Here is a 20,197-nt window from a genome sequence, read left to right as displayed (position 1 = left end):
TCCGTTTGATTAGCGCGCCCTAACTACAAAGTTAACGAGCATATTATTCTTCCGCAGCCACTCAATGACCTCTGAAGTAAGGAAATCCAAGCTAGCTCCGCCCCCCAAGGAGGTGGCGTCAAAGAACGCCCTCACCGGAACTGGGACATCGTCATTCTCTTTAAACTGAATACTTGGTAAACCCTTCGAACATTCCAGAATCTCACGCAACTCTTCTAAGGTACTAGGAATTGTATTGCGATATTGATTGAAGCGTTGGTATAGGCGCGTGTAAAGCTCTAAAGCTTTTTGGTTTGACGGCAAAGCCTGAAGAATGGTCTGCTTACGTTGTTCGGGGGGCAATCCGCCAAATAACTTACTACTAAAGTAATCTTTCCAGTCCTGTTTCTGCAGAGTCTCTGTCGAAGCGCTAAACTCGGTGAGCGTCGACAGCAACTTGCTCCAGCGCTGGTTGCCTACCAAGGTAGTGGATTTAGGTAACTCGGCAAAACGGGCCCTGTTCTGGCTGATCAGTTGCTTCGCCTTGTCGATGTCATGAACTGGTGAGATTGGAACGTTCTCCAACTGTAGAAAGGCTTTGCGGCGCGCCAGGATAACGATCCGGTCTGCCAGACGCTGCAGTTCATTTCGCTTTACCCCCAAAGTTTCAGCCTCATCGATATCACTCCGGGCAGATTGTGCACGCACCAAACGCTCGTGGACACTCCGGGCATCACCTAAGAGCATGCGGTTTCTCCTGTCTCACTTAAGACATCCATCTCGTCCAAAAGGCTGTCGAACAAACTCTGGATCTGACTAGCCTGCGCCTGAGGATCCACCCCCTGAAACTGGTCCTCTAGGCTCTTGGCGCGCCTCTCCGAGGCGCGCACCACCTTTCGCGCCACCTCGACAAAGCGGCTAGATACGATAAGAGGCCGTACGTCAAATCGCCCCATGTAAGTGATTAACTTTGCGTCGTTCACCCCCACATCACCTTCTCCGAAATTCGACAGCATGGACAGTGACTCGAGCAGCGCCCCACTGCGGAACTCCTCACACAAACACTTAAACGCCGGATGACTAATGCCGATGTCGTCCGCAGGCCAGGCACCGAACTCTTTCAACTGATCTGAGAGCGCCCTAAACTCTTCAGCAATCTCTTGCTTGTCGAAGTTATCTCCAAGTTCAGCAATCATTTTGGCTCGAATGGTGCCAGCTACTTGTAACACTTTGCGCGCCTGTGCTTTTACACGCACCTCACTCATCTTCATCAGTGCTTGCTTTAACTCAGTTGAGGTCAAGTCGAGTTTGTTTAGATCGGGGGGCTCGCCCTCAGGCAGCAAACAGTCGGCAACTCTTACCATGTCCATTGCATAAGGCGTCTTACCTGTGCCTTGGAAGCTTCCGCAGTAAGATGCAACAAGTTGGAATAACTCAGGGCGTAAACGTGATGCCTGCTCCTGCAAGCCATACCACTCACCAAACTCAATCGGAGCTCCTTCAGGCGACCGCGGTGGAACATCTGGAGTACCGAACAAGAACGCAGCAAGACTAGATGGCGTATTGCCGCGTTCCATCAGGCCAAGTATTCGACTATTGGTGGCTAGCAATCGTACTGCCATACCGAGTTTCTGGCGCCTGGTAGCACGTACGACCATCAGCGCTTGCGGCATCAATCTGTCGGCCAGATTGCCGATCCAGACTAGGTCATCATCAGCGCTGTCATAATTCATCTGACCAGCATTCAATTGATAGAAGCGGGTCACGGCCGCCAAGTCAATGCGCAACTGGCCGGTAGGGTCACTGTGGTCGTCAGCAACCACTATGGCGTCGGTTGCAATGTTAGCTCCGCCGCCAGAGTTGGGAATCGCTATTTGTCTTTGATCGATCAGTGACTTGATACTGCGCTCCGCAGACCAGTCGATACGTTCGTTAAGGGCTGCCGCTATCGATTTTCGAATTTGGTTAGCCACGGCCTGGGGCAAGCGCTCATTCTTTTGTACCCACTTTTCGAGTGCCTCAATCAAAGTTGCGTCATCTGACTTTGGCCGGGTCTCCGGAGGCAACAGAGAGGGTTTCGCCTCGGTTATTGAAGGAGCAATTCGGAATTCGATGCTCGGCCGATCCAAATTGAAGGCGTCAAATACCTCGCCCGGTATAAAGCCAATTTCCGCCGGCGTACCCGGCGCATTTCCCCAAATTGCCACCACACGCCGGTACCGTTCCCGCACCTCTTCCGACACAGGAAGCGAAGTTAGCCATTGAGTGACCTCCGCATTCGTCCCCGGAGCATTGATGTCCGGCGATGGGAAATGCCCTCGTTCGAATGCTGGCCGGCCCGCCAAAAGCAAGCTACGCAGAACATTGTCGATGATGAAGCGAGGCGTGAAGACTAAGGCATTGTTTCTGGTAAGTGCAGCCCGCGCCAATTGTTCAATGGCTTGGTCAGTGTATGGAAACAGAGGAATCTCGCCGACCTTTCCAAAAGCAGCCAACACAGGGGTATAACTGGCATCGTCATAGTTGGCATAAGGCCCGATCCAGGCTCCTTGTCCGACACTCGCACCACCATTCATCTCAAAGTGGTGCACCAACTCACGGTACCCCCAGCGCGCTGCGTTTAAGTAAGAGGCGACCAGCGCCTTAGTGCAACGCAAGACTTCCTCCGGGCTGGACAACTGGCTTTCAACAATCCACTCGCGCTTAGCGCGGGTAGCGATCGTGTCCTTACCGGCAAGGTAGCCGTCAGTCACGGCAATGACTGAGCGCATCGTCGCTAGTTCCTTAACGCCGTCGCGCACACCCTCCTGGATCAGCACATTGAGTAGCGTGTCCTGAATACCGGTCAACGCTTTGAAATCCTCTACCAGAATTACCAACTCGCGCTCTTGTTTCAGCAATAGCCGGCGTATTTCAAGGATAACTTCCTGCAAGGTCATGCCGCCTAAGGATTCGTGCAACTTGAAGAGTTGGCGAATCGCTTGGTCGACTACTTTGCTCTCGTTGAGCAGTCGCGCAGCGGCGAACCTGCCCTCGCCTTCTCGCACTTGAAGAGTTCGGATGTAATAAGATTGAGTAGTTGACGCAGCCTTGGTGATATCGATGGAATCCGGCAGGAGGAAGTCGTCAGCATGGAAGTCCTCAACGTGCGCATCCTCTTCAGCCTGACTTTGTCCAGCAATGGCACGCTTTACGATCCTTTGGAATACCTTACTGCGAAAGTAGTCAACTAACTCAGGATCCCCCATAAATTTCGACAGAGAGGAGGCGTGACCGTATTGCACTTTAAGTGCCGAATTGCTCGGACTGGCTTGAACCTGGGATCTCAACTCTCTCGAGAAATCACCTAGAGCAATATCGAGTTGGCTTTGAAAGCTAATGCCTGCATTGTCGATATTGACTTCGGAGAGCGCCTTGGAAAATTCAGTCTTGACTTGGGCATACTCGTCGCCCGGCAATTTTTCCAGGATAAGCTCAACAACTCGCCGCAGGCTGGCGCTCTTCGGAATGCGGATGATGACGTAGCGACCATCCTCATTTAGAATTTGCAGTCGAGCTGCCAGGATGCGCACCATGTGCGACTTACCGACACCGGACGCGCCGGTAATGGGCACTACATGGACGCCGGACGGCACATCTTTAGTGATCAGGTACTTGAACAACTCCTCCTCACTAGCCTCAAGTTTCTTTTCCGACGAAACTAGCCGGAAACTTAGCGGCGAGGGTTGGTGTACAGCCAGCAAGACAGCGTCGTGCGCACCTTCGGCTTCGTGATTGATGCAGAGATTAATCTCTTCAGCGGAAGGCCAATAATTCAACAAACTCATGATGCATCCTTCATCAAGCGGACATGGGTAAAGCTATCCCATGTCCGCCCCCCCTGCCCAACAAGCGTTAGTCGTGAACCGGCGTCAGCCAGAGTCACCAAGCTAATCGTTCCCTGCATTTGCAAACGTCGCAAAGCAAATGACAGCGCAGTTGACAAGTGTCCGGCAGCAGGCGCCGTCCACATCTCAGGCTTCAGCACTTGTTCTACCTCAAGACGGTAAGCACCAGAGTCCAACACTGGCAAATGAGTGGCCAGGCGCGACACAAATTCGGCCGCAGGCACCACTTCGTCCTGGTGAATAACTTTTTGCAACGCTGAACGCACCGCTACAGTCGGATCACAGAGAAAGGCAGAGTCATAGCCAGAAGCAAAGCCAAGAAATCTCGCCCAAGCACAGAAACCCGGCCAACGGTTGGATTTATTCTTGAAAATGAAGGAGCCGGCCTTAATTTGGGCAGTCGCCAAGCTCTCGACTTCTTCAGGGCTATTTGGAAGACTGTAGATATCCTGGGCCAGACACCAGGCCAAACTGCGGCACAAATCAGCGGTACGCCCGGCTCCCACTTCTGAATCATTGCCATCGACAGGCCACAGCGGTAGTCCGTTTTCATAACGCAAGGCAAGGTGGCGGCAAATATCTAACGCGAACGTATCAACAGGCTCTCCGCGCTTTAGTTCCACAGCCAGTCGAATTTCATCTCCGTCCTCCGAGAACAAACCGAGACTGATCCAGCGAGTCAATGTCTGACGTGCTCTGGAAGCATCCATATCAGCCCCCGGAACACAAATTCTTATAAGGTCATCGCGAGAAATGCTCTGGTTTTGCGCAACAACCTGAGCGAGGCTCTGAATTATCGAAGGGAGGCCATCAGAGGCAAGGTTTAGAATACTCATTGGTTTATCACTTGAATAAGGTTTTCCAGATACAGGGCATTCGAACTGACGTCGGCCAAGCGGCGCGAACTGTTGCCGGGATCCGGTAGGCCGAGCGGCAACAGTACTACGTGGAAAGGTCGCAGAAGCATCTGGATATCTAAGAAGAGTTCAGCGGACGTATCCGGCCCCAGCACCGTCATGCGTGCCAAAGGGGAATAGGGCTCCAAATCGGAGTCTAAAAGTAATCGGTGTAGCAATACCCGATCGCGCGCCCGCTGGTATAGTCGGTTCCACTCGGTAAGGCGCACCAGTGGGGATAAGGGGTGGACCGCCAACTCGCGTACGCCGCACGACTGAACCAACCATCCAGCGAACTGCAGGGTGGCCTGACTGATGGCGTCCCAGGGTCGACTCTCATCATAAAAGACATAGACGAAGGTGGGATCCACCCAAGGAAATTTTTCCCGCCAGGCGCAGGCCGATGATGAAAAAATACGGTTCACCGGCACCACGACCGGATCAGGATAGTGCCATTGATCACCAAAGTCGGAGCGCTCCTTGCGACAACAGGGACAACCACCACAAACCTCCGTTACCTGAACCGGCCATCTCGTCGACCGAATACGGAACAACTGTGTGAGGGTGCCACCGACCTCTTTGCCTATCTGTTGGCCCAGTCCGCGGGACTGCGGCAGCAGTTGCGTCATCATTTGTAAGTTCCGCTCGGCCGCCTCCAACGTCTTGTTGCGCGAAGCAGAGACGGCGCGCTCCCAAACCTCGGGAATCATATGACCGTCATTGAGGATGCGCACACGCACGTTTGCCATTGCTGCCAGCATTGATGATGCATCCTCACCCGGATCAGCGTCCTGCTCATCAAGATTGACCTCCAGTTCGAGGGCAATGAGATCAGCTCTAGCCATCAGGTTGAGAGTACGCATGTTCCAGTTAACGTTGAGGTCACTTCCCCCGGGCAAGTGTTCTGGCACAGCATCGATATTGATCCCCCACAAGTCCTCTTCAACCGTTGGCTGACGTGATTGATACATAGCCTTCCAACGATTAACCCCGAGTTCGTCAGAAATAATCTTGGGTTTCGCGAGTCGCTCCGGCAAAGCCCAGTCGCGATCGTCAAATACCAGAAGGCTGACCGAAGATTTACCATCTCGACCGCCCCGCCCCACCTCTTGATAGTAGCGGTCTAGAGTCTCAGGAATCGTTGCGTGGATCACCGTGCGCACATCACTTTTATCGAGGCCAACGCCGAAAGCTGACGTGGCAACGATGCCATCGAGGCGATTGGCAGCCCACTCTTCAATGATGCGCTGCCGTTCGCGGTCGGGCGTCCCACCGTCGAAAGTGGCGAGGCGGCGCAGACCGCCTTGGGAGCGCAACACAATGTTCCAATACGCTATTTCCTCTCGCTTCGTGACGTAGAGAATGAATGGCCGTGGCGCATGGCGCAGCGCTTCCAGTACCCGTTCTTCCTTTTCCTGCGGCGACGCGGCCTTGTAGAACCAATACTGTGGTTCCGGGCGTAAGTGCACTGCAGATACCATTTGCACTTGTTTGGGGGGACCAAATAGGCTCGCCAATGTCTCAACCGTTTCTTCCGTGAAGGTTGCACTCATTAGCAAGGTACGGAATCCACGCGGAGCCAACCGCAACAGGCTGTGGCGCAGACCTGCCAAGGCCTGAAATGAAGGACGGAACTCATCGCCCCACTGAGTGACCAGGTGTGCTTCATCAATCACGAAGTACCGCAACATGCCGTCCCTAGCGGCATCCGATACGGCACTGAGAAGCGAAGTGGTGAGCGCTTCCGGCGAAGTGAAAAGTATGCGCTGAGTACCATTGCGCAGTCGCTGTCGTACCTCGGCACGCTGTTCTTTCGATAGGCCACCGTACCAGGCCAACGGCCAATCCAGCCGAGAAAAACCATTACTCCGAAATAGTTTCCGCATAGCACGTGCCTGGTCGAGGGCAAGGGCGACCGTCGGCACGACGAAGATGGTCAGATGACCATCCTCTTTGTTTACTAATGCTGGGGCCTGCCCGACTAGGCTTTTGCCGGATCCCGTGGGCAAATTGACCATCAGGGTATCGCCTTCTGGGATCAGAAAGGCAGCACGGACTGCCTCGCGCTGGCCAGGAGAAGAATAGCTAGTAAAGCCGGTGGCATCACGAATGAAGGGGTCTATCTCGCAATGCCTAGCACGGCGCACTTTGATATCCGAAAAAGCATCGGCGAATACACCATGCTCCCCGCCACCAAGCCACTCTGGATGCCACTCGCAGGCGGTCAGCAGATAGGCAGAGGCCCCCGCTTCGATCACATCCACCCCATGGGTGGCCCAGCTTGCTCGATCAGGCCACCCCGGGCCGGCAGGCAAACGCAACTTCATTCCCTTGCTGGCGCCGTCGCTGAGGCGGAGCAAAAAATGTCGCAACAAAGGCTGCAGATCGGCATGCCATGCCGTGTTGCCTGGTTGAGTTTGCGCAGCACTCAACACTTGGAAAATCCGGTCAAGCACGCTGTCATCAACCTTTTCAGGCCAACCACTAACTGCGGGCCAATCCGTCAAGGCAGCTTGCAACTCATCGAAGCCGAAACTCATACGTCTTCCCGGATGAAGCGTTGAATGAGCGATACAGGTTGGCTTGTGAGAAAGACCACGCCGGCGACGTCGACTTTTACCGAAGGTGACGATATGCCGCGATGAAGAGCCCCGTTAAGCGCCTGCTCGAGCGTGAGTTGACGCATCTCGGCTTCCGCCTCCCTACGCTGTAAAGACTGGATACGGGTCTGCAACTGGGCGTAGCGGATTTCGTCTTCGGCCAGCGCCCGCTCCAGCGCCCGGTGCTGCCGATCTTTCAACTCTGACCTCGCTATTACAATAGCCAGCGCGCGGTCGCGCATCCGTTCGCAGCGCTCCTCCCAATTGACAAACGTATCCGACGCCATCTTCCGAAAAGCACGCAAGTAAGGTGTCTCAAGATTTTTATCGATGTAGCCCTTCCCACCCTTTTTGGCGTATTCAGGCATCAAAAAACACTCAATAAAATCTTGCGTCAACTCATCTCCTTCCTCGTCCACCCATACTTGCATCACCGCAGGGCTAAACAAGGAGTCTCCGCGTCTCGCCAGCACGGTTCGCGCCGCTTGCCCCGATTGACCATGGTTGGTAGTCAGAACCGAGATAGCCTCGTCCAAGCAAGCCTCAATCACAAAATCGAAACGGAAGCAGAGTCTCATTTCTGAAGCGGGGAAATGGTCAAACACTTGCCGCCACATCGCATAACTGCGACCGCGGTCGTCAACGTCTGAAAACGACTTGATAGCCTCAATGAACTCTGTACCGTAACGCAGGGGACGAACCTTGCGTCTAACGGCAGTGGGACGGTGCACGACGTACGGATAGGATTGCGGCCGGATCGAACGACCGCCAGGCGCTTCAAAGTCTATAGCACCCAAAAAATCGTATATGAACTCGGACGAAGGAATAAGCGTTGGTGGGGTGTCGCCATCGGGCGAGCAGTAATGTAAGCGGAAGGGATCGTCGACAGATTGGGTAGCGGGCCGGCGCGGTTCGTATACCTTGCGGAACAGGAGTGTCTCCTCGATCCAATACATCATCGTGTCGCGTATGGCCCTCCAGTCCGCATCGACTTCGAACAAGTCGTCCAACTCCGCCTCAGGAATAGGCGATAGCTGATCCAGCGCGTCTTGCTGATTAATCAGTTTGAGTTCGCGGACCACTAAACCGGAGGAGCCAGCCAAACGATCACGCAACGCGTCAAGCGCCTCTACACCATCATGGATCAGTGCAGCCATCAAACCACCTAGTTCAGCCTCAACCAAATATTGAAGGCTGGAGATGGACCGATTGAAGACACCCCACCCCTGGTCGAGAATTCCGAACCATGCAGCTTGCAGCGGAGCTCCCTCGTCGAGCAGCACGTAGGACTGTACAGAACTGCCAGCGCCATAGCGGTCCACACGCCCCATGCGCTGCTCAATTCGATTGGGCTGTAAAGGGAGGTCAAAATGCACCACGACCTTTTCCCCGCCCTGTAGGTTGATGCCCTCTTCTGCACGGCGGTCGCATACAATGACTCGGATCGAGGGATCGGTTAAAAATTCTCGCCAACCATGCCCATTATCTCCATCACTTGATTCGCCAGCATCGTGCCGTATCAGACGCAGGTTGTCGTTCTTTAGGTGAGCGAATACATTGTCAGCAACTCTTTCGTTGGAGCAGAAAACAACAGCCTTAATCGAAGCCGGCAGCGTTCGAAGCCCCTCAGATAGTCGATCGAGACGAGTCTCTATCCACTCTTCGTCGTCAATTTTACGGATGACCGCCTCAAGGAGTGCCCCCTCTCCGATAAAAGACCTAGACGCATCGCTCTCGATACCATTTTGGCGCTCCATGCAAAGATGGCGAAGAGCGCCTAGATCCTCCGAAAGAGCGCAAGCAGAGTTCCAGTAGAATGCCTCGAGCGCCTGTGCGACAGCAGCATCCGCTGAGCCAATCGACAGCGACGCACTAACACGCCAGTCTTCCAAAGCTGATTCGAGACGTGCCATGACCGAATCCTCGACCGTCCATATTTGCACTCCGTTGCGATCGGGCGTTAAACCCTTAATTTGGCTACGACGGTTACGCAGGATGCGACGATTGAGACAGTAAGTCTCAGAGATATGGGCCCGCAAGTGCCGCACAGCAGCGCAAAAATCCGAATTATCCTCGTCCGGCAACTCGAGTAACTTCTCCTTCAGCGCCCGCGTCAATTGTGCCAAGCGCGAGTCATTCGGAACACACGCGATCAAATCATCAAGTGCAGCATCCATGAAAAAAGCATTGCTTGGATCTAGGGCAGCGACCGTCTCAGCGAGCGCCTGCCGATTAACGATCTTGGCATGAAAACTCTCTAGGTCGTCTAGCGGGTAAACCACCGGGTCCAGCAGGTGCAGCATACGGAGGAAGCCCGCCTCGTTACGCAGAATGGGCGTCGCCGACAGCAGCAGCAGGCGATCGGTACGCTGCGCCACGTCGCTAATTAGACGGTACAAGTCTTGCGTGGTGTCTTCAGCACGGGAATCGGTCAAATGATGCGCTTCGTCGATGACAAGCAAAGATAAGTTAGGAATCACTTCGCGCAAATGATCGGTATCTTCCTGGGGTAGCACGAATACAGACTCATCGATGAAATCACGCAGTCCAAATCGAGTGACCAACTCATCCCGCCATTGGGCCACCAAGGCGTGCGGGACCAGCACGAGGACTCGATGCTTGCGTAAATCATCGAGCACAGCTTGGCGGATGATAACTCCCGCCTCGATCGTCTTACCGAGGCCAACCTCATCCGCAAGCAGATAACGCTGGGAGTGATCGGTCAAAACGCGTCGAACTACATCAACCTGGTGCGATTCCAATTCAATGGCAGAGGAAAACAAGGCAGAGATGCCAAACGCGCTGCCTCGCTGATAAAGGTAATTCTGTAAGAAGCCGGAACGTGCCTCGGCAAAGCGTGGCGTTTCGGTAACGAAGTTACCGAGGAAACCGACCGGGTCGTGGATCGGTCGTTTCCACCGGACAAAAACCTGCTCATAGCCTAGATAGACATCGACCTTGTCAGCCAGGCGGACTTCGACGCCTTCCCCGTCGTCCTCGCGAACTCGTCCGATGCGCCACTGATTACTTAGTTCGTTGTAGGTAAAGATTCGGGTATTTCGTCCCAACCGCTTCGGCTTGATTGACGATAACGGGACGTCCACCCGATGTCGCACTGCGTTGGCTGGGCAATCGAAATATTCAACCACAGCCCGCGAACCTTCACGGTCAACAAGCTTACACAGGCCATCTCTTTCGGCATTCTTTACTAAACAGAACATGATCCCTCTTGCCTGTGTAAAGTTAGGACACTGCAAGAGAAATGTTTTCAGCACTTCCCTGGCTACCTCCAACGTTGCGCGTTGAATTTTCGCAGAGGATACAGCCGTCGATCATGAGAGTGTACGAATTTTCATATAGCCGACTCATGAGCGCCAATCTCGCTCCAGACCGGACAGACCATGAACCAATCGAAACACCCCATCGCCCAAGAGTTGCAGGATCAATTTCTGGCCAACTAGCAGAAACCTGAGGACTGATCGGTGTCGACGGCCTCCTCAATTTAGCTGACCAATAATCTGGTTGAGTGTGCGCTGGATCAGGATCTGCCCCACCATCTAGGGCATGATAAACACCGACTGGTAACCTACCCCGGTGATAATAGACCACTACAAGGAGTGCACAGCGCACCATCCAAAGCCAACATCAAAAATATGGGCTGAAGGGAGGCAGAAACAAAAAAAAACCTGAAAAATTTTGGCGGACGCGCAGGAGTTCAATTATCCAACCTGATCATTTCTCGCGGTTCGAACCTATGAAAAAGTAGGTAACGCATACCCCTTCCATTTGATTTCACGAGGATCATTTCCTTGTGCATACGACTAGGCAAACCAACACGAAGTTGATGGTTGATGGTTGATGGTTGATGGTTGATGGACAAGAGATCGCGAAATGAGGAGCAAATGGTGTACTCGAGTGCCCACTTAAGCTATGGCTGGATGGAATGGGATCTATAAAACAAAAAAACGGCCAAAGATCCCTATTTCCGTCGCTTCCAGGCGCTCAGTGGGCGCACTGGGCGGAACTCGAACCGGAGAAGCCACATGCGGGACTGCCCCGCGACAAATGGCCGAAAAATCTTGTGGGGGTAAATGTGGGGGTATTTTTCAGACATGAAAAAGCCCAATCGTTTCAGATTGGGCTAAGTCATTGAAAAATATGGTCGGGACGGAGTGATTCGAACACTCGACCCCTAGCACCCCATGCTAGTGCGCTACCGGACTGCGCTACGCCCCGACTAGGCGTTGTATCTGTCCCTCATCTCGAGGAACGCTCAAGAATATATCGCAAGCTTTTGAAAACTGGAAGTATTTAAAAGCAGGAATTTATTTCTTGAGAACCACCAGAACATCTTCAAGCTCGGCAATCATCTGGCGGATCATTTGTTTGTATTGGGTGGTGTCGTCTTTGGCTTCATCGCCGGACAAACGCAAGCGTGCGCCGCCGATGGTAAACCCCTGATCGTAAAGAAGCGCGCGGATCTGCCGGATCATCAGCACGTCCTGGCGCTGATAATACCGGCGGTTTCCGCGGCGTTTGACGGGGTTGAGTTGAGGAAACTCCTGCTCCCAGTAGCGCAGCACGTGCGGTTTTACGGCACATAGCTCGCTGACTTCACCAATGGTGAAGTAGCGTTTGCCCGGGATGACGGGTAGCTCGTCGTTATGACTTGGTTCCAGCATAAGCCTCAACTCGGGCCTTCAACTTCTGCCCTGGACGAAAGGTGACCACACGGCGAGCCGTGATCGGGATTTCTTCTCCCGTTTTCGGATTGCGGCCAGGCCGCTGGCGTTTGTCCCGAAGGTCGAAATTGCCGAAACCGGACAATTTGACTTGTTCGTTGTCTTCAAGAGCGTGCCTGATTTCTTCAAAAAACAGTTCGACCAATTCCTTGGCCTCCCGCTTGTTCAGGCCCAGCTCTTCATACAGACGTTCCGCCATCTCAGCTTTCGTCAAAGCCCCCATACGTCACTTCCTTAACGTGGCGTTCAACCTTTGTTCGAGCGAGGTGAGGATGTTTTGCGTCGTGGTATTCACCTCATCGTCATTAAGAGTGCGCGATGGATGCTGCCAGGTCAAGCCAACTGCAAGGCTTTTTCTATGCGGATCAATGCCTTTACCCTGATACACGTCAAATAGCCTGAGGTCTGTCAGCCATTCACCTGCATTTTCACGGATTACGTCCAGTACGGCAGTGGCCGCAACGTCTTTATCCGCCAGCAGTGCAAGGTCACGACGCACTTCAGGAAAGCGCGATAACTCCTGGAATTTAGGCATTTTGCCCAACGCCACTTCGGCCAGAACCAGCTCGAATACGAAGACCGGACGGTCGAGACCGAGGGTTTTCGACAATTCAGGGTGGATCGCGCCAACAAAACCTACCAAACGGCCTTCACGTTCGATGCGCGCGGTTTGACCCGGGTGCAATGCTGGGTGTTTGCCCGGCACGAAAGTGAATGAATCCAGCGCACCGGCGAAGCCCAGTACCGCTTCCACATCGGCTTTGACGTCGAAGAAATCCACGACATCGCGACCTTGTGCCCAACCTTCCGGCAGACGGCTACCGCACACCACACCGGCCAACATCGGCTCTTGCTTCAGGCCTTCCAGCTGACCGACGAAGCGCAGGCCGCTTTCGAACAGACGCACGCGATCCTGCTGACGGTTCAGGTTGTGCTGAAGCGCCTTGACCAGACCAGGCCACAGGGACGAACGCATGGCAGCCATGTCGTTGGAAATCGGGTTAGCCAGCAGCAGCGGCTCGACACCCGGATTAAACAACTCGAATTGTTTCGGATCGATGAAGCTGTAAGTGATCGCTTCCTGGTAACCACGGGCCACCAGCAAACGACGCAGTTCAGGCAGATCGCTACGCGCTTCGGCTTTGGCTTGCGGCGCCAGACGGGCTTGCGGGTAGCGAACCGGCAGACGGTTGTAACCGTACAGACGGGCCAGCTCTTCGATCAGGTCGACTTCCAGGCTGATATCGAAACGGAAGCTTGGCACTTCTACGCGCCACTGCCCTGCCCCATCGGCGGTAATGGTCAGGCCCAAAGCGCTGAGCAGACGCTCGACTTCGGCCGAATCCATTTCCATGCCCAGCATCTGGGTGATGCGCTGGGCACGCAGGGTGATCGGCGCGATCGACGGCAGGTGCTGCTCGCTGACGGTTTCGATGATCGGACCGGCTTCGCCACCGGTGATTTCCAGCAGCAGGCCAGTGGCGCGCTCCATGGCTTCACGGGCCAGCTTCCAGTCCACGCCACGCTCGTAGCGGTGCGAGGCATCGGTGTGCAGGCCGTAGGAACGAGCCTTGCCAGCGACAGCAATCTGGTCGAAGAACGCGCTTTCCAGGAATACATCACGAGTGGTTGCGGACACACCGCTGTGCTCGCCACCCATCACGCCAGCAATGGCCAGCGCGCGAGCGTGGTCGGCGATCACCAGCGTATCGCTACGCAGGCTGACTTCCTGACCGTCGAGCAGCACCAGCTTCTCGCCTTCTTCGGCCATGCGTACGCGGATGCCGCCATTGATTTCGGCGAGATCAAACGCGTGCAGCGGCTGACCCAGCTCCAGCATCACGTAGTTGGTGATGTCGACGGCAGCGTCGATGCTGCGCACGTCGGCACGACGCAGACGCTCGACCATCCACAGCGGCGTAGGCTTGGACAGGTCGACGTTACGGATCACACGACCCAGGTAACGCGGGCACGCGGCCGGTGCCAGTACTTCAATCGAACGCACTTCATCGTGCACGGCCGGAACGCTGGCAATCATCGGGCGCACGACTTGGGCAGCATAAAGCGCGCCGACTTCGCGGGCCAGACCGGCCAGCGACAGGCAGTCACCGCGGTTCGGGGTCAGATCGACCTCGATGCTGGCGTCATCAAGGCTCAGGTACTCACGAATGTCCTGACCTACCGGCGCATCGGCCGGCAATTCCATCAGGCCATCGTTGCCTTCGCCGATTTGCAGCTCGGCCTGGGAGCACAGCATGCCGTTGGATTCAACGCCACGCAGCTTGGCTTTCTTGATTTTGAAGTCGCCCGGCAGTTCGGCACCGATCATGGCGAACGGGATCTTCAGGCCCGGGCGCACGTTTGGCGCACCGCACACGACCTGGAAAGTCTCCGAGCCATTGCAGACCTGGCAAACACGCAACTTGTCGGCGTCCGGGTGTTGCTCGGTGCTCAGCACCTCGCCCACCACCACACCACTGAATTCACCGGCGGCCGGCGTAACGCTATCGACCTCAAGACCGGCCATCGACAGACGAGCAACCAGCTCGTCGCGACTTACCTGCGGGCTTACCCAGCCACGCAGCCATTGTTCACTGAATTTCATCCTGCTCTCCTAAGAATTCGTTACGACTAGCGAAATTGCGCGAGGAACCGCAAGTCGTTGTCGAAGAACAGACGCAAGTCGTTCACGCCGTAACGCAGCATGGCCAGACGCTCAACGCCCATGCCGAAGGCAAAGCCCGAAAACTCTTCCGGGTCGATCCCGGACATGCGCAGCACGTTCGGATGAACCATGCCGCAGCCCATGACTTCCAGCCAGCCAGTCTGCTTGCAGACACGACAACCTTTACCGCTGCACATCACGCATTCCATGTCGACTTCAGCGGATGGCTCGGTGAACGGGAAGTACGAAGGACGGAAACGCACGGCCAGTTCTTTTTCGAAGAACACGCGCAGGAACTCTTCGATGGTGCCTTTCAGGTCGGCGAAATTGATATCGCGGTCGACCAGCAGGCCTTCGACCTGGTGAAACATCGGGGAGTGAGTGATATCGGAGTCGCTACGGTACACACGGCCTGGGCAGACGATGCGGATCGGCGGCTGTTTCGATTCCATGGTGCGGACCTGTACCGGCGAGGTATGGGTGCGCAGCAACATGTTGGCATTGAAATAGAAGGTGTCATGCATCGACCGGGCCGGGTGATGGCCTGGGATGTTGAGCGCTTCGAAGTTGTGATAGTCGTCTTCGACCTCAGGGCCTTCGGCAATGCCGTAGCCGATGTGGGTGAAGAACTGTTCGATACGTTCCAGAGTGCGAGTAACCGGATGCAGACCACCGGAGGTCTGACCGCGGCCAGGCAGGGTCACGTCAATGGACTCGGCGGACAGTTTGGCAGCCAGGTCGGCCTCTTCAAACAGTGCCTTGCGGGCATTGAGAACCTCTGTGACACGCTCCTTGGCAACGTTGATCAGCGCGCCGACTTGCGGGCGCTCTTCTGCCGGCAAATTCCCCAGGGTCTTCATCACCTGAGTCAATTCGCCCTTTTTGCCAAGGTAGTGAACCCGGATTTGCTCCAGGGCATTGATATCTTCAGCGCTTTGCACAGCCTCTAGTGCTTGAGAGACGAGCGCATCCAGGTTTTCCATGTACAGACTCCAGATACAAAATAGGGGAAGAGCTTGAAGGCTCTTCCCCTATTTATGACGTTTAACACCTGGCCCCACAGAGGTGAGGCCGGGTGACTGTCGGGGGTACTTAAGCCAAGGTGGCTTTAGCTTTCTCGACAATCGCAGCAAACGCCGCTTTTTCGTTCACTGCCAGATCAGCCAGAACCTTACGGTCGATCTCGATGGACGCTTTTTTCAGGCCGGCGATGAAACGGCTGTAGGACAGACCGTTGATACGTGCACCAGCGTTGATACGAGCGATCCACAGAGCGCGGAACTGACGTTTTTTCTGACGACGGTCACGGTAGGCGTATTGGCCTGCCTTGATTACCGCTTGCTTGGCAACACGGAATACGCGCGAGCGAGCGCCGTAGTAGCCTTTAGCAAGTTTCAGAATTTTTTTGTGACGTTTACGGGCAATGACGCCACGCTTTACACGAGCCATGAGTTACTTCCTCTATTCTTGACTAAAATTAACGAAGGCGCAGCATGCGCTCGACTTTTGCCACGTCAGACGGATGCAGCAAGCTGCTACCGCGCAGTTGACGCTTACGCTTGGTCGACATTTTAGTCAGGATGTGGCTCTTGAAAGCGTGCTTGTGCTTGATACCGTTAGCAGTTTTCAAAAACCGCTTAGCAGCACCACTTTTAGTTTTCATTTTTGGCATGTTCGGATACTCCGCATTCAGTTGATAAACATAATCAGAAGGCCTGCCGTGCCCTATTGATTACTTCTTCTTTTTCGGGGCGATGACCATGATCAGCTGGCGTCCTTCCATCTTAGGATGCTGTTCGACCGAACCGTACTCGAGCAAGTCACCTTCAACTCGCTTGAGGAGTTCCATCCCCAGCTCCTGGTGGGCCATCTCACGGCCGCGGAATCGCAAGGATACCTTGGCCCTGTCCCCATCACTCAGGAAACGTACCAGGTTGCGCAGTTTTACCTGGTAATCCCCTTCCTCCGTCCCTGGACGAAACTTGATTTCTTTAACCTGAATCTGCTTCTGGTTTTTCTTGGCCGCGGCAATCTGCTTCTTCTTCTCGAAGATCGATTTGCCGTAGTCCATCAGTTTGCAAACAGGGGGTACTGCATCGGCGGAAATTTCCACCAAATCCAGTTTGGCCTCTTCAGCCTTAAGAAGCGCGTCTTCAATTGACACAATCCCAAGCTGTTCACCTTCAGCTCCAATTAACCGAACCTCGCGTGCCGAGATATTCTCGTTGATCGGGGCTTTCGGTGCAGCTCGTTTATCTTGTCTCATTTCACGCTTAATAATAATTACTCCGAATCTGGGCGACCACGCCGGGAAACCGCTTGCGCGAGAAACTCAGCGAACTGGGCGACGGGCATCGAGCCCAGGTCAGCACCTTCACGAGTACGCACAGCGACAGTCTGCATCTCGACTTCCCGATCTCCGATAACCAAGAGATAGGGAACCTTGAGCAAAGTATGCTCGCGGATTTTAAAGCCGATCTTTTCATTTCTCAAGTCAGACTTGGCACGAAATCCGCTTTCATTGAGGGTTTTTTCAACCTCAGCGGCAAAATCAGCCTGTTTATCAGTGATATTCATGATCACTGCCTGGGTCGGAGCCAGCCACGCGGGGAATGCACCCTCGTAGTGCTCGATCAGGATTCCGACGAAACGTTCGAAGGAGCCCAGGATCGCCCGGTGCAACATAACCGGGTGCTTGCGACTGTTGTCTTCAGAGACGTATTCGGCTCCCAGACGGACAGGCAGGTTAAAATCGAGCTGAAGGGTACCACATTGCCAGACGCGGCCGAGGCAATCTTTCAGCGAGAACTCGATCTTCGGACCGTAGAACGCACCCTCGCCCGGCTGCAGATCGTACGGCAAGCCAGCGCTATCAAGGGCTGCAGCCAGTGCAGCTTCTGCGCGGTCCCACAGTTCGTCGGAACCGACGCGTTTTTCCGGACGAGTGGACAGCTTCATCTCGACATCTTTGAAGCCGAAGTCGGCATAGACGTCCATGGTCAGCTTGATGAACGCAGCGGATTCGGCCTGCATCTGCTCTTCAGTACAGAAGATGTGAGCATCGTCCTGAGTGAAGGCACGAACGCGCATGATGCCGTGCAGTGCACCAGACGGCTCGTTACGGTGGCAGGCACCGAACTCGGCCAGACGCATCGGCAGCTCGCGGTAGCTTTTCAGGCCCTGATTGAACACCTGCACGTGGCACGGGCAGTTCATCGGCTTGATGGCGTAGTCGCGGTTTTCCGACTGAGTGGTAAACATGTTGTCGGCGTAGTTGGCCCAGTGCCCGGATTTCTCCCACAGGCTGCGGTCAACGACTTGTGGAGTTTTGATCTCCAGATAGCCGTTGTCGCGCTGAACCTTGCGCATGTATTGCTCGAGCACCTGGTACAAAGTCCAGCCGTTCGGGTGCCAGAACACCATGCCCGGCGACTCTTCCTGGGTGTGGAACAGGCCCAGACGCTTGCCGATCTTGCGGTGATCGCGCTTTTCAGCTTCTTCGATGCGCTGGATGTAAGCCGCCAGCTGCTTCTTGTCCGCCCATGCGGTGCCGTAAACGCGCTGCAATTGCTCGTTCTTGGCATCGCCACGCCAGTAGGCGCCGGACAGCTTGGTCAGCTTGAAGGATTTCAGGAAGCGGGTATTCGGCACGTGCGGACCGCGGCACATGTCGACGTATTCTTCGTGATAGTACAGCCCCATGGCCTGCTCGTTCGGCATGTCTTCGACCAGACGCAGCTTGTAGTCTTCGCCGCGGGCCTTGAACACTTCGATCACTTCGGCGCGCGGAGTGACTTTTTTGATCACGTCGTAATCTTTTTCGATCAGCTGCTGCATACGCTGTTCGATGGCAGCCAGGTCGTCCGGTGTGAAAGGACGCTCGAAGGCGATGTCGTAATAGAAGCCTTCGTCGATGACCGGACCGATGACCATCTTGGCCGTCGGGTACAGCTGCTTGACCGCGTGGCCAACCAGGTGGGCGCAAGAGTGGCGAATGATCTCCAGCCCCTCTTCATCCTTTGGCGTAATGATTTGCAGCGAGGAATCGCTATCGATGATGTCGCTGGCGTCGACCAGCTTGCCATTGACTTTGCCGGCCACGGTGGCCTTGGCCAGACCGGCACCAATGGATGCGGCGACCTCGGCTACGGAAACCGGGTGATCGAATGAACGTTGACTGCCGTCGGGAAGAGTAATAGTTGGCATGGCGCCTCCTCTCCTAGTGGTGACCCCTACCAAAGGTCACGTGGGTTGGGATGAGCCAGTACAAGATCCGATCCAGGCCATTCAATGACGAACGCCTGCCTTACAGCGGCAGGAGCCTTGCGGCCAACCGGAAAACCGAACCAGAGTGACTGGGATTCAAATCAGGGTTATTCGAGCCGCCGCCGCTGCCGGGACTGAAGGTCATCCGGAGCTTGCAAACGCCCGAGCGAGGCATGCTAGCACAGATGAACGGTCGTCGCGGTGGCAAGGTTTTCTGCCGGGGCAAATCACGCATTTTTATGCCAGAGTGCTGAACTTGAACCCTGCTTTACCCCTCAGATAACAAGACATTGACCCAAAAGGAGCATCCCAGCATGCGTCTGAATCGTTTATTCGCCATCGTCGCACCCGTCGTCCTGTTGCTGCCGCTGGCTGCCCATGCCGATTGGCCAAAGGGCGAGCGCGAGAAATACATGGCTCAGTGCACTCAGGCGGCCACTCCGCAGATCGGCGCTGCGGCAGCCAAGTCACACTGCGCATGTGGTGCCGACGCTATCAAATCGTACCCGGCCAGCGACATTCAGTCGTTGATGGACAACAAGGCCAGCCCGGAACTGCAACAGAAGGCACTGGGCCAGATCGCCAAATGCAAGGCCAATGCACCGGCGAAAAAGTGAGAAAAAAGTCCTTGTGACTCGGCCCATCGCTGATAAAAAGGGCCGGATTTAAGCTTTTTCGTACGATTTATGCAGGTTTTACAGCTTTTTTTATTGTCTTTACTTTCGGCTGAAAGCCTTTTAAACCGGGGCTTTCAGCCACACGAAGCAACAAAGCAAACGCTACTGAAGGGCAAACAGCACACCCGGGGGGCTCCCAAAGCGAACATTTCGACTATGATACTCCGGTGTGCCCAGTTGGCCTGAGCAGCACAGTACTACTGAAAATATATGTTTCTTGGAGATACACCATGTCTAATCGCCAAACCGGCACCGTTAAATGGTTCAACGATGAAAAAGGCTTCGGCTTCATCACTCCTCAAGGTGGCGGTGACGACCTGTTCGTACACTTCAAAGCTATCGAAAGCGACGGTTTCAAAAGCCTGAAAGAAGGCCAGACCGTTTCCTTCGTGGCTGAGAAAGGCCAAAAGGGTATGCAAGCTGCACAAGTCCGCCCAGAGTAATTTTCTGGCGCACTAAAAAAACCCCGTCCATGTGACGGGGTT

The 20,197-nt window shown here is 54.7% G+C and carries 15 protein-coding genes and 1 tRNA gene; 2 read left to right on the top strand and 14 right to left on the bottom strand.

The features are described from left to right. Nucleotides 1-9: 9 nt before the first annotated feature. The 14 genes from dpdI to thrS form a co-directional block, all read right to left on the bottom strand. Nucleotides 10-726 carry a protein DpdI gene (dpdI, locus tag AC1RQB_RS21130; RefSeq protein ID WP_063340410.1) on the bottom strand — a complete coding sequence of 239 codons (717 nt, stop codon included), beginning with the start codon at nt 724-726 and terminating at the stop codon, nt 10-12. Next, nucleotides 717-3,806, bottom strand: coding sequence for a protein DpdH (dpdH, locus tag AC1RQB_RS21125; RefSeq protein ID WP_063340411.1), 3,090 nt, complete (start codon nt 3,804-3,806; stop codon nt 717-719). Before dpdH ends, dpdI begins: the two co-directional genes overlap by 10 nt. After that, nucleotides 3,803-4,702 carry a protein DpdG gene (dpdG, locus tag AC1RQB_RS21120; protein WP_063340412.1) on the bottom strand — a complete coding sequence of 300 codons (900 nt, stop codon included), beginning with the start codon at nt 4,700-4,702 and terminating at the stop codon, nt 3,803-3,805. The genes dpdH and dpdG overlap by 4 nt, the downstream gene beginning before the upstream one ends. Then, nucleotides 4,699-7,302, bottom strand: coding sequence for a protein DpdF (dpdF, locus tag AC1RQB_RS21115; RefSeq protein WP_063340413.1), 2,604 nt, complete (start codon nt 7,300-7,302; stop codon nt 4,699-4,701). Before dpdF ends, dpdG begins: the two co-directional genes overlap by 4 nt. Continuing rightward, nucleotides 7,299-10,583, bottom strand: a complete 3,285-nt coding sequence (gene dpdE / locus AC1RQB_RS21110) for a protein DpdE (RefSeq protein ID WP_063340414.1) — start codon at nt 10,581-10,583, stop codon at nt 7,299-7,301. Before dpdE ends, dpdF begins: the two co-directional genes overlap by 4 nt. Before the next feature lie 938 nt (nt 10,584-11,521). Next, nucleotides 11,522-11,598, bottom strand: a tRNA-Pro gene (locus AC1RQB_RS21105). Between the two features lie 89 nt (nt 11,599-11,687). Then, the gene (locus AC1RQB_RS21100; RefSeq protein WP_003179985.1) at nt 11,688-12,044 is read right to left on the bottom strand and encodes a MerR family transcriptional regulator; all 357 of its coding nucleotides are present in this window, start codon (nt 12,042-12,044) and stop codon (nt 11,688-11,690) included. Continuing rightward, a complete protein-coding gene (gene ihfA / locus AC1RQB_RS21095; RefSeq protein WP_002553164.1) occupies nt 12,025-12,327 on the bottom strand; it encodes an integration host factor subunit alpha in 303 nt (100 codons plus the stop codon). Before ihfA ends, AC1RQB_RS21100 begins: the two co-directional genes overlap by 20 nt. A 3-nt stretch (nt 12,328-12,330) precedes the next feature. Beyond that, nucleotides 12,331-14,709 carry a phenylalanine--tRNA ligase subunit beta gene (gene pheT, locus AC1RQB_RS21090; RefSeq protein WP_063340415.1) on the bottom strand — a complete coding sequence of 793 codons (2,379 nt, stop codon included), beginning with the start codon at nt 14,707-14,709 and terminating at the stop codon, nt 12,331-12,333. Nucleotides 14,710-14,735: 26 nt separating this feature from the next. Further along, complete coding sequence (gene pheS, locus AC1RQB_RS21085) at nt 14,736-15,752, bottom strand: phenylalanine--tRNA ligase subunit alpha (protein WP_007905876.1); 1,017 nt, start codon at nt 15,750-15,752, stop codon at nt 14,736-14,738. A gap of 109 nt (nt 15,753-15,861) precedes the next feature. Beyond that, entirely contained in the window at nt 15,862-16,218 is a 357-nt protein-coding gene (gene rplT / locus AC1RQB_RS21080; RefSeq protein WP_007905879.1) for a 50S ribosomal protein L20, read from the bottom strand. Between the two features lie 28 nt (nt 16,219-16,246). Then, entirely contained in the window at nt 16,247-16,441 is a 195-nt protein-coding gene (gene rpmI / locus AC1RQB_RS21075) for a 50S ribosomal protein L35 (RefSeq protein ID WP_002553160.1), read from the bottom strand. A gap of 60 nt (nt 16,442-16,501) precedes the next feature. Continuing rightward, nucleotides 16,502-17,053, bottom strand: a complete 552-nt coding sequence (gene infC, locus AC1RQB_RS21070) for a translation initiation factor IF-3 (protein WP_172435341.1) — start codon at nt 17,051-17,053, stop codon at nt 16,502-16,504. Further along, nucleotides 17,053-18,975, bottom strand: coding sequence for a threonine--tRNA ligase (thrS, locus tag AC1RQB_RS21065; protein ID WP_008007259.1), 1,923 nt, complete (start codon nt 18,973-18,975; stop codon nt 17,053-17,055). The genes infC and thrS overlap by 1 nt, the downstream gene beginning before the upstream one ends. 374 nt (nt 18,976-19,349) lie before the next feature. Between thrS and AC1RQB_RS21060 the strand changes: the two genes are divergently transcribed. Both AC1RQB_RS21060 and AC1RQB_RS21055 read left to right on the top strand, forming a co-directional pair. Further along, nucleotides 19,350-19,652 carry a hypothetical protein gene (locus AC1RQB_RS21060; RefSeq protein ID WP_007905881.1) on the top strand — a complete coding sequence of 101 codons (303 nt, stop codon included), beginning with the start codon at nt 19,350-19,352 and terminating at the stop codon, nt 19,650-19,652. A gap of 290 nt (nt 19,653-19,942) precedes the next feature. Then, nucleotides 19,943-20,155, top strand: coding sequence for a cold-shock protein (locus tag AC1RQB_RS21055; protein WP_003179963.1), 213 nt, complete (start codon nt 19,943-19,945; stop codon nt 20,153-20,155). Nucleotides 20,156-20,197 lie beyond the last annotated feature (42 nt).

Source organism: Pseudomonas sp. GW822-FHT02E03 (genome assembly GCF_058802325.1).
This window is presented reverse-complemented; position numbering and strand designations above follow the sequence as displayed.

Coding starts and splice junctions, on each gene's coding strand:
- rplT (WP_007905879.1), bottom strand. CDS start 16,218: ATGGCTCGTGTAAAGCGTGGCGTCATTGCCCGTAAACGTCACAAAAAA.
- dpdF (WP_063340413.1), bottom strand. CDS start 7,302: ATGAGTTTCGGCTTCGATGAGTTGCAAGCTGCCTTGACGGATTGGCCC.
- AC1RQB_RS21060 (WP_007905881.1), top strand. CDS start 19,350: ATGCGTCTGAATCGTTTATTCGCCATCGTCGCACCCGTCGTCCTGTTG.
- dpdG (WP_063340412.1), bottom strand. CDS start 4,702: ATGAGTATTCTAAACCTTGCCTCTGATGGCCTCCCTTCGATAATTCAG.
- pheT (WP_063340415.1), bottom strand. CDS start 14,709: ATGAAATTCAGTGAACAATGGCTGCGTGGCTGGGTAAGCCCGCAGGTA.
- ihfA (WP_002553164.1), bottom strand. CDS start 12,327: ATGGGGGCTTTGACGAAAGCTGAGATGGCGGAACGTCTGTATGAAGAG.
- pheS (WP_007905876.1), bottom strand. CDS start 15,752: ATGGAAAACCTGGATGCGCTCGTCTCTCAAGCACTAGAGGCTGTGCAA.
- dpdI (WP_063340410.1), bottom strand. CDS start 726: ATGCTCTTAGGTGATGCCCGGAGTGTCCACGAGCGTTTGGTGCGTGCA.
- dpdE (WP_063340414.1), bottom strand. CDS start 10,583: ATGTTCTGTTTAGTAAAGAATGCCGAAAGAGATGGCCTGTGTAAGCTT.
- dpdH (WP_063340411.1), bottom strand. CDS start 3,806: ATGAGTTTGTTGAATTATTGGCCTTCCGCTGAAGAGATTAATCTCTGC.
- AC1RQB_RS21055 (WP_003179963.1), top strand. CDS start 19,943: ATGTCTAATCGCCAAACCGGCACCGTTAAATGGTTCAACGATGAAAAA.
- thrS (WP_008007259.1), bottom strand. CDS start 18,975: ATGCCAACTATTACTCTTCCCGACGGCAGTCAACGTTCATTCGATCAC.
- AC1RQB_RS21100 (WP_003179985.1), bottom strand. CDS start 12,044: ATGCTGGAACCAAGTCATAACGACGAGCTACCCGTCATCCCGGGCAAA.
- rpmI (WP_002553160.1), bottom strand. CDS start 16,441: ATGCCAAAAATGAAAACTAAAAGTGGTGCTGCTAAGCGGTTTTTGAAA.